Here is a 10,519-nt window from a genome sequence, read left to right on the forward strand (position 1 = left end):
CTCCACTCTCTCGCTCGCGTCACCTGCCATGGCAAAACCACTTAGCACCTCGCTTTCCGCCAAACCCGTCGTCGACAAGGACGCACCGCTCAAGGAAGACATTCGTTTGCTCGGCCGTCTGCTGGGCGACGTGCTGCGCACCCAGGAGGGCGATGCGGTATTCGATGTCGTCGAGACGATTCGCCAGACCGCGGTGCGGTTCCGCCGCGAAGACGACACCGAGGCCGGCGCCGAACTCAACCGCATGCTGAAAAAGCTCACGCGCGACCAGACCATTTCGGTGGTGCGCGCCTTTTCGTATTTTTCGCATCTGGCCAACATTGCCGAAGACCAGCATCACAACCGCCGTCGCCGCGCTCATCAGCTGGCCGGCTCGGTGGCGCAACAGGGCAGCGTCGCGTTTGCGCTGGCCAAGCTGGATGCAGCCGGGGTGTCCGGCGCGACGGTGCGCAATTTCTTCAATGAAGCGCTGATCGCGCCGGTGCTGACGGCGCATCCGACCGAAGTGCAGCGCAAGAGCATTCTCGACGCCGAGCACGAGATCGCCCACTTGCTGGCCGAGCGCGATCTGGCGCTGACGCCGAAAGAGAGCAAGCGCAACACGGCGCTGCTGCATGCCCGCATCGCCACCCTGTGGCAAACCCGCATGCTGCGCTATTCGAAGCTGACGGTGGCCGACGAAATCGAGAATGCGCTGTCGTATTACCGGATTACCTTCCTGCGCGAACTGCCCGGCCTGTATGACGATATCGACGACGACATCGCGCTGCAATTCCCGCAGAAACATGGCAGTACCGAGACCGCGACCTACGTGCAAATGGGCAGCTGGATCGGCGGCGACCGCGACGGCAATCCGAATGTCAACGCCGGCACCATGCAACACGCACTGCAACGCCAGTCCACCACCATCCTCGATTTCTATCTCGAAGAGGCGCACGCGCTGGGTGGCGAACTGTCGATCTCGACGCTGCTGGTGGATGTCAGCGCGCCGCTGCAGGCCCTGGCTGCGGCTTCGCCGGATACTTCGGCGCATCGCACCGACGAGCCGTATCGGCGCGCGCTGGTGGGCATTTACGCACGCCTCGCCGCCACCGCGCGCGCACTCGGCGCGACCAATATCCTGCGGCGCGAAGTGGCGCCGGCTGCGCCGTATGCGGCCGCGCATGAATTCGCCGCCGACCTGCAGGTGCTGGCCGATTCGCTCGCCACGCATCACGGCGAGGCACTGATCATGCCGCGCCTGGCATCGCTGCGCCGCGCCGCCGACATCTTCGGCTTTCACCTCGCCACACTCGACATGCGGCAAAGTTCGGACGTGCACGAACGCGTCCTGCGCGAACTGTTCGCCAGCGCCCGCGTCGAGACCAATTACGCGGCGCTCGGCGAGCAGCAAAAAATCAAGCTGCTGCTGGCGGAACTGTCGCAGCCGCGCCTGCTCACCTCGCCTTACCTGACCTATTCCGACGAAACCCAATCCGAGCTCACGATCCTGCGCACCGCCTGCTCGATCCGCACCCGCTACGGCGAGCGGGCCATCCGCAACTACATCATTTCGCACACCGAAACCGTGTCCGATCTGCTCGAAGTCCTGCTGCTGCAAAAGGAAGCCGGATTGCTGCGCCTCGGCAGCGAGGGCGCCGAACTGGATCTGATGGTGATCCCGCTGTTCGAAACCATTCCCGACCTGCGGCTGGCGGCCGAGATCATGGAACAGTGGATGGCGCTGCCCCAGGTCAACCGTCTGATCGCGCGTCAGGGCATGCTGCAGGAAGTCATGCTGGGCTATTCGGATTCGAACAAGGACGGCGGTTTCCTGACCTCGACCTGGGAGCTGTACAAGGCTGAAACCCAGCTGGTGCAGATCTTTGACCGGGCCGGCGTCAAGCTGCGCCTGTTCCATGGTCGCGGCGGTACCGTCGGCCGTGGCGGCGGTCCCAGCTACGAGGCGATCCTGGCGCAACCGGCCGGCACCGTCAACGGCCAGATCCGGCTGACCGAACAGGGCGAGATCATTGCCTCGAAGTTTTCCAACCCGGAAATCGGCCGCCGCAACCTGGAGCTGCTGGTGGCTGCCACGCTGGAAGCGAGCCTGATGCCGCAACCGATCGACAGCCGTCGCGCCAAGAAGAAGCTCGAATTCGAGGCGGTGATGGAGCAGTTGTCCGAGCATGCCTATCGCGCCTACCGCAATCTGGTGTACGAAACACCGGGCTTCACCGATTACTTTTTCGAAGCCACGCCGATTGCCGAAATCGCCGAGCTCAACATCGGCTCGCGTCCGGCCTCACGCAAGGAGACCCGCCGCATCGAAGACCTGCGCGCCATTCCTTGGGGCTTCTCTTGGGGCCAATGCCGCCTGCTGCTGCCCGGCTGGTATGGCTTCGGCAGCGCCGTGACCGCCTGGCTGGCCAACAGCAGCGATGGCAACAGCCTGAGCAAGAAACGCACGCTGCTGCGCGCGATGGTGCGCGAATGGCCATTCTTTGCAACCCTGCTGTCGAACATGGACATGGTGCTGGCCAAGACCGACCTGGCGCTGGCGTCGCGCTATGCCGAACTGGTGGTCGACAAGAAATTGCGCAAGGCGATCTTCAAGCGCATCGTCGGCGAGCATGAGCGCACCACCGAAGCATTAATTGCCATTACCGGCATGAAGGAACGACTGGCAGGCAATCCGCTGCTGGCGCGCTCGATCAAGAACCGCTTCGCCTACCTCGATCCACTGAATCACTTGCAGGTCGAGCTGATCAAGCGCCACCGCGCCTCGGTGGCGGGTGAACGCGAGATGGATGAGCGGGTGCGGCGCGGAATCCACTTGTCGATCAACGGCATCGCGGCCGGCTTGCGCAATACCGGCTGACCGCGCGGGAGCGGCGCGCGGCTATTTTGCGCCGACCGAATTGCTCAGCGCATCGCGCAGCGTGCTCATGGTATTGAGGCCCTTCACCATCCCCAACGCATTGCTGGTCGCGTTGATGATGGTCTGGCTCCGGATGTTCTGATTGCTCAGCGTGTTCTGGATCACCGTGGTGGGTGAATTGACACTGCCGGCGCCCGGCTGAAAGGTGTTGCCGGGTCCGTTCTGCACCAGATTGAGCGCGGTTGCCTGGCGGTTGAAGGCCATTGCCTGCTCCGGCGTGACCTTGCTCAGGTCGCCGATATTCAGCGCCGTGGTGGTGACCAGATTGCCATTGATGTACACCGCACGGGCGATGCCAAACGTCACGATCAATCCGTTGCCCACATCGAAGCCGCCGCGGATCGCATCCAGCGCGCGGTTATTCAGCGTCAGCCATTCATCGCCACTGCTGGCGGCCGCAGCCTGCGCCGTCACGACCGGCGTCTCGGCTGGCGCGACGGGCGCCGCAGACGACGCGATTTCAGGATGACGCACGGCCAGTTCCTCGACCACCAGTGGCACTTCCTGCGTCGCGGCACCCAGCTGCTCGATGGCGATGTCGGCGTTGCGCTGTTCTGCGGCCAACTGTTCGACGATCCGGTTCGCTTCCTGTTGTTGCGGATCCAGCGGCTCAGCGACAGGCGGCGCCATCACAACCGGCGGCGCTGGCCGGACCGCTTCCTCTGCTGCCGCAGCCGGCGGCGTGACCGCTTCGTCCATCGCATCAGGTGCACTGGCGGCGGGCGTCAACACGGTATCGGGGTCGGCGGGCTCCAACCCGACCGCGACCGGCTCGTCGTCGGCGGGTTCCGGCGCAACCGCGACCGACTCCTGGTTGCCGGGTTCCAGCGCGACCGCGACCGGTTCCTCCTTGCCGATGATCTCCTCGACGACAGCGGTCGCGCTATTCTCCGTGACTGGATCGCCTGGCCAGAATGCGTCTGCCGGCTCGGCCTCGACCGCCATGATCGAATCGGCGCGAACCGGTTCGACCGGCTCGCCGGCAACGGGCAGGGCCTCATCGCCGGCTTCCAGCGCGATGGGCGCAAGCGCATCGTTGGCGACGTCGTTGGGTTCCTGCAGCGCCGAAGCATCGCCCTCCTCGGCACGTGCCGGGATTGAATACACACAGCACGCGCTCGCCAGTACGCAAACGCATCCGGCCACACGCCCTCGCAACGGCAATAGCACTGACATCAAAAGTCCCCCGGACCAAATTTCGACAAGGCCGAATCGATCAGGCTGCGCTGGATCACACCGGCCGCCAGCGGTGCGCTCGGCGCAACCCGCCAATCCTCGGCGCGGTTGAAACGGGCCTGCTCCATCCGGTTATGGATCACGAACAGCAGTTCCTTTTTCCAGATCGCTTGAAACTGTGCACGCGCGATGGCACGCGTACCGGTGGCCGGGTCGCCCAGCAGGACCCGATCACCGTGAATGCCCTTGACCACCACGAAATGGTGATAGCCGTTTTCGACCAGCAGCACGATGGCCGGGATGTTTGCCTCCATCAGCTTGTCGAGCGGCTGTTCGAAACCATCCGCATGAAACCCGCGGGCTTCCAGGAAGCGCTTCATGTCGAGCAGCGAGAATCCCTCGCGCCGGATTTTTTGCTGATCGCCGGCGACGTACATTTCTTCGAACACTTCGCGTTCGGTAATGGGAAAACCATAGTGATAGGTCAGCAAGGTCGCCAGCGCGGCCGAGCCGCAGCTGAAATCGAACTGTTGCAGCGTCGTGCCCAGCATGCGCGCCTGTTTGATGCTGGTGACCGGCACCGCGTAATCCGCCCCGCCCAGTGCGGCGAAGCTCGCCCCGGAACAGGTGATTGGCGCGGCGGCCAGCAGCGCAACGGCCAGCAGGAATCCCGATGGCTTCATGGATCAGTTGAGCTGAAGGTTGATGATGGTCGCGTTCTGGATCAGCACGTTGGCGCCGGAATTCTGGATCACGATCGGAATTCCGCTGAGATTGGAAAACGCTCCGGTGCCGATCGAATTGGCGCCAGTGACGACCCGGTCGGCGGTGTTCTGCGCCGTGGTGCCATTGAGCGTCATGTCGTTGCTGACCTGCTCGGCGCCGCCGCGATAGCCCTCCAGCGTATCGGCTTCGATCGGCGCGCCAAACGGACCGGGCGCGGTTGTCGCGATGGCCGGCGTGTCGATCCGCTCCGGCTCGGTCGCCGCGCCAGGATGGTCGTCCGCAGCGCGACACGGCAGCGCGACCAGCATGGCTGCGCAAAATAATACTGACGGTTTCAGAACAGGCATGATGATTCCTTGGCAAACTCCATCCAGGCTGGCCAACCAGCGCCGCGCGCCCCAACCAGGCGCGCGGCACTGCTCGGGACGACGCACTACTTGCCGACGGCCAGATTGGACTGCACGTTGACGCTTTGCTGGACCAGACTGGACAACCCGCTTTGCTGCGAGATCACCAGAACGCCCGCAGCCGACTGCGCCGTACCGGACATGGTGTTGGACATGTTGAAGGTGCCGGCATTGACCGTGTTGGTGCCACCTGCGCCGCCAGCACCGCCATTGCCCACCCCGCCATTGCCAGCGCCAGCGGTATTGGTGCCTGCCGACCCGCCGGAACCGCCCGTGTTGCCGCCACCGCCAGCGCCGCCTGAGCCGCCATTGCCTGCGGTAGCACTGCCATTGGAGGCGCCGCCATTGGTCGACGAACCGCCCGCTGCGCCATTGCCGCCGGTGTTTTGTGCAAAGCCGCTGTTGCCGCCGTTGCCGCCGGCTGCGCCCACCGCACCATTGCCACCGGTACTGTTGCCGGTTGCGCCAACTGCGCCGGATCCGCCCGTGCCGCTGGAGGCTGCCGCACCCGTTCCGCCAGCCCCGCCGCCGGCCGCCGCTCCGGCCCCGCCAGCGCCACTGGAACCGGTTGCGCCCGCTGCGCCGGCTGCCGCAGTATTGGTTCCGGCCGCACCCGCCGCACCAGCCGCACCAACCGCACCAGCCGCACCGCTGCCACCATTGCCGGCGCCGGCCGTGGCCGTATTGGCGCCCGACGAACCGGCCCCGCCGGTGCTGCCACCGCCAGCGCCGCTGCCAGCGCCTTGACTACCGCCGTTGCCACCGGTTGCAGGTGGCGTTGCCGTGCCGCCATTGGCATTGCCAGTCGACGCTGCAGTACTGCCGCCCGTGCTGCCACCACCACTGACGCCATTCGACACGACTGCGCCACCGCCATAACCACTGGCGCCGCGACCGCCATTGCCGCCATCGCCACCGCTGCCGCCCGAGCCACCGGATGCGTTGCCGGTGCTGCCGCCGCTACCACCGTTACCGCCCGATGCGAGACCCGAAGAGCCGCCGCTGCCGCCATACGATTTGCCGCCGTTGCCGCCCACACCGCCGAGCGTATCGCCACTGTTGCCACCGGCGCCGCCAGCACCGCCGGCTGCCGCACCGCCAGCACCGCCAGCGCCGCCTGCCCCGCCTGTACCGCCATTGCCACCGCGCCCGCTGTAGGCGCCGGTTGCGGCGCCGCCAAAGCCACCGGAACCAGCCGTGCTCGACCCATTCGAGGCACTGCCGTTGGAGGCCGAGCCACCGATCGCGCCCACCGCTCCGGCGCCACCCGTGGCCGTCGCGCCATTGCCGCCATTGCCTTGCGTATTGCCACCGAAGCCCTGACCGCCGGTGCCGCCGTTGCCGGTGCCGCCATTCGCATTGCCATAGTTATCGGCATAGTTGCCAATGCTGTGGACTACGTTATTGGTCACCGTGCCGCTCAGGGAACTGGTTGCCGTCGCCTTCGAAATATTGAAGGCATCGCTGAATGACGCGTTCGAGCCATTGTTGGTCGAGACACTGCGCGCTGCGCTCGCGAAAGCCCCACCGGACGCCTGGTTGGTGCTGCGATCACTGTTGTCGCTGCTATCCTGCGACGCGCTCGAATTGTCGCTGGCCGATGCCCCTCCACCGCTTTGCGTCGTGGTCTGTGCCATTGCCTGACCGCCAAGGCCAAAGGCAAGCGCAAGCGCCGAGGCCAATAAAGTCCTGTTCATAGAAATTCTCCATTGAGATGGTTGTGAGTTCGGGTTGAGTTGGATTGGTGGCCAACGTGGCAACGGACAGCAATTTCGGTGCCAGTCAACGCCCTCAATGCGGCGCTATCAGCGTGTCATTCGGGGACGCCGGCAGCCTGTACCCCGGCGGTATCGCGGCAGCCGGATTCGTGTGAGCAATCACTTCAAATCGGTAACTGTTTTGTGACAGTATCAGGCGACCCGCGCTCTGTAGCTACGTGAGCCTCGTCGCGCAACCTGCGCGGCCGCGGCGAGCTGACTGTCACGCCTGTGTGACGCGGGCGCAGCGTTCATGCGCCACCGACTGGCGATTGCGGCGCACCCCGCCGCCAATGCTGCGACCGCAAATATCCCTGAAACATCAATTGGCCTGTACCAAGCCTGTGACACCTGGTCGCGCCAGGCGCGCGTGGCATTCCCATCACGCCGTGCCGGAATGCCTCAGCGAACTTTATTCCAACGCAAAGAAGCGCCATAAATGCGCCGTCGCCGAGCGATCTGCAGCCGAATTTTGATAGCATCTTTACAACAAGAAGTGCGCACTGTGCGCGCAAAAAAAGCGTTGCTGAAGGCCAGCATCGCCCCATCGCCCGGAGGAAATTCGCGTGAAAGCAATGCAGCTTGCACCCATCAAATGGGCCCTTTGTTCGACTTTTGCCCTCTCCAGCATCGCCGCGCCATGGGCCAACGCACAAGAGGACCAGGCCGTTCAGCTCGATGTGTTGCGCCGTCAGATCGAGGAACAAACCCGCCAGATTGCCGCGCTGAAGCAATCCATGGCAACGCAGGAAGCGCGCTATCGGGATGTCCAGCGCGCGCTCGGTCTGCAGTACCCGGCGCAGCCATCCGGCGCGGCCGTGGCCGGCACGACGACGGCCGCTGCGCCCGTGGCCGAGCAGCCCGAAGCGCCGCGCTCGGTGCGGGTCGGCGCCGCGCCGCAACGCGAGACACAGCCGCTGGCCGTGGCCCCGCTGTTCGAACAGCCCGGCATCCTGACGCCCAAGGGCACATCGGTCGTCGAACCATCGATCCAGTACGCGTACTCGTCGAACAACCGGGTCGCGCTGGTTGGCTACACCGTGATCCCCGCGCTGCTGATCGGGCTGATCGACGTGCGCGAGGTCAAGCGCAATACCGTTACCGCCGCATTGACCGGACGCTTCGGCATTACCAATCATTTTGAAGTGGAAGCGAAGGTGCCGTACGTGTATCGATCCGACGCAACCGTCAGCCGCGAGATCTTCACCGGCACGGCCAACGAGAATGCCTTCAACACCAGCGGCAAGGCGCTCGGCGATGTCGAACTCACCGGCCGCTACCAGTTCAACGATGGCGATGCGAACAAGCCTTACATGATCGGCACCCTGCGCTTCAAGTCGCGCACCGGCAAGGACCCGTTCGATGTCGTTACCGATTGCATCACGCGCTGCGTTGGCAATACCAGCGGCACCGGGCTGCCAACCGAACTGCCAACCGGCTCGGGCTTCCTGTCGCTGCAACCCGGCCTGACCTGGCTGTTTGCTTCCGACCCGGCGGTGTTCTTCGGCAGCTTCAGCTACACCTATAACTTCAAGCGCAACAACGTCTACCGCCGCGTGCTCAATGGCGAAAGTGAATTCCTGGGCTCGGTGGAACCCGGCGATATCCTCGGCATGAATTTCGGCATGGGTCTGGCGCTCAATGACCGCGCCTCATTCAGCGCCGGCTTCGATTTGAACTCGATCGGACGCACCAAGCAGAACGGCGTGACCGTTCCCGCCTCCGTGCGCACGCAACTGGCCACGCTGCTGCTCGGCTACTCGCACCGGCTCACGGAAAAGACCACGCTGAATGTGTCGGTCGGCGCCGGGTTGACGCGCGACACGCCGGATCTGACGCTAAACGTACGCCTCCCCATGTCGTTCTAGACGCCGCCATGACATCGCGCAAAATTCTCTGCATGACCCTGGGTGACATTGCGGCGCCGGTAGAGCCGCATCTGCGCGACGCCGGCTGGGAAGTAGTGGTGGCAAACGACCTGGTGAAGGCACGCCAGATCCTGCAGCATCACCAGTTCTTTGCCTGCGTGCTGGTGCTGCCGCAAACTGATCCGCAGACGCTCGACCGCATCGAGGCCTGCATGAAGCTGGCGACCTCGGCGGAATGGCTGGGCGTGCTCGGTCCCCGTGCGCTGGAGTCCGCTGCCATGCGCGAATTGATCGTCAATTATTTTTTCGACTATCACACCGATCCGGTCGACCCGGACTATCTGGCGCGCACGCTTGGCCATGCCTATGGCCGGGCCATGTTGCGGTGCGAGCATGACAACTACCTGCGTTCGGCCGAAAGCATGGGCATGGTTGGCCAGAGCGCGGCCATTGGACGCCTGCGGCGGCAGATCCGGAAAGTCGCGGCAACCAGCGCGCCGGTGTTGATTGGCGGCGAAAGCGGCAGCGGCAAGGAACTTGCCGCACAAGCCGTACACAAGATGTCGAACCGGGCCCGCAGCGGGCCCTTCATCGCCGTCAATTGCGGCGCCATCTCGCCGTCGCTGATTCAATCGGAGTTGTTTGGCCATGAACGCGGCGCCTACACCGGCGCCTCCACCAGCAAATGCGGCTTGATCGAGGCTGCCCATGGCGGCACCTTGTTTCTCGATGAAATCGGCGACCTGTCGCTGGATCTGCAGACCAATTTATTGCGGTTCCTGCAGGAAAAAACCATCAACCGGGTGGGCGGCACCGAGGCCATTCATGTCGATGTCCGTGTGATCGCCGCCTCGCATGTCGATCTGGCCGAGGCCGTGGCCAGCGGTCGGTTTCGGGAGGATCTGTTCTACCGCCTGAACGTGCTGTCGATCATCGTGCCACCGCTGCGCGAGCGCAAGGAAGATGTGCCGCAGCTGGCACTGCATTTCTTCAACGTCTGCGCAGCCGACAAGAAAACCCGCGCCGGCGGCTTCAACCGCAAGGCGATGGCAGCCCTGACGTCGCACGATTGGCCCGGCAATGTCCGGGAACTGTACAACCGGGTCCAACGCGCGGTGGTGATGACGGAACGCAGCATGATTTCGCCGTCCGACCTGGGCCTGGAGGAAGACGAAATGATCAGCTATATCGATCTGGATCGCGCACGCACGGTCGCCGAGTGCGATGCCATCCACCTGAGTCTCAACAGAGTCGGCCGTAATGTGACGCACGCGGCACGAGAACTGGGGATATCGCGGATGACGCTGTATCGCCTGATGGAAAAACACGGCATCGCGCTTGGCGGCAGCTGATACCTGCATGGACTCCTTTCCCGGCGAAATCTCTTTCTTAAGGGTGGCGAAAATGGGGCACATTGAATTATTCACTGGAAATTTCTTGAATCTCACAGCACCACGCGAATCGGATATTCATCTCGAAGATATCGCCCAGGGCTTGTCAAATATCTGTCGATTTCATGGACAAACTGCAACTTTCTATTCCGTTGCACAACACTGTGTACTGGTATCAATGCACCTCGTTATACACAATTCGCCTGATCACCCAGCCGACGTAGCGCGCGCATCGTTTTGACAGCGACATGCACATCTTTCAAGCCCAACCAGA

Annotated in this window: 7 protein-coding genes; 3 read left to right on the plus strand and 4 right to left on the minus strand. The window is 63.7% G+C overall.

Annotated features, from left to right (window positions below; translation table 11 throughout):
* Positions 1 to 28: 28 nt before the first annotated feature.
* Complete coding sequence (gene ppc, locus RCH09_RS16555; RefSeq protein WP_326942240.1) at positions 29 to 2,860, plus strand: phosphoenolpyruvate carboxylase; 2,832 nt, start codon at positions 29 to 31, stop codon at positions 2,858 to 2,860.
* A gap of 21 nt (positions 2,861 to 2,881) precedes the next feature.
* Here ppc and RCH09_RS16560 read toward each other — a convergent pair whose 3' ends face one another.
* The 4 genes from RCH09_RS16560 to RCH09_RS16575 all read right to left on the minus strand — a co-directional run bounded on the left by RCH09_RS16560 (position 2,882) and on the right by RCH09_RS16575 (position 6,926).
* Positions 2,882 to 4,027: a hypothetical protein gene (locus RCH09_RS16560; RefSeq protein WP_326942241.1), complete on the minus strand. Its 1,146-nt coding sequence runs from the start codon at positions 4,025 to 4,027 to the stop codon at positions 2,882 to 2,884.
* A gap of 68 nt (positions 4,028 to 4,095) precedes the next feature.
* Positions 4,096 to 4,779, minus strand: coding sequence for a C39 family peptidase (locus RCH09_RS16565; protein ID WP_326942242.1), 684 nt, complete (start codon positions 4,777 to 4,779; stop codon positions 4,096 to 4,098).
* A 3-nt stretch (positions 4,780 to 4,782) separates the two neighbouring features.
* Positions 4,783 to 5,169, minus strand: coding sequence for a hypothetical protein (locus tag RCH09_RS16570; protein ID WP_326942243.1), 387 nt, complete (start codon positions 5,167 to 5,169; stop codon positions 4,783 to 4,785).
* Positions 5,170 to 5,255: 86 nt separating this feature from the next.
* A complete protein-coding gene (locus RCH09_RS16575; protein WP_326942244.1) occupies positions 5,256 to 6,926 on the minus strand; it encodes a hypothetical protein in 1,671 nt (556 codons plus the stop codon).
* Between the two features lie 635 nt (positions 6,927 to 7,561).
* Between RCH09_RS16575 and RCH09_RS16580 the strand changes: the two genes are divergently transcribed.
* Positions 7,562 to 8,854: an acetate kinase gene (locus RCH09_RS16580; RefSeq protein WP_442785051.1), complete on the plus strand. Its 1,293-nt coding sequence runs from the start codon at positions 7,562 to 7,564 to the stop codon at positions 8,852 to 8,854.
* Positions 8,855 to 8,862: 8 nt separating this feature from the next.
* Positions 8,863 to 10,206: a sigma-54 dependent transcriptional regulator gene (locus RCH09_RS16585; RefSeq protein ID WP_326942245.1), complete on the plus strand. Its 1,344-nt coding sequence runs from the start codon at positions 8,863 to 8,865 to the stop codon at positions 10,204 to 10,206.
* The last annotated feature ends 313 nt before the right edge of the window (positions 10,207 to 10,519 follow it).

Origin of the sequence: Actimicrobium sp. GrIS 1.19 (genome assembly GCF_035984655.1) — a bacterium.
GTDB lineage: Bacteria > Pseudomonadota > Gammaproteobacteria > Burkholderiales > Burkholderiaceae_D > Actimicrobium.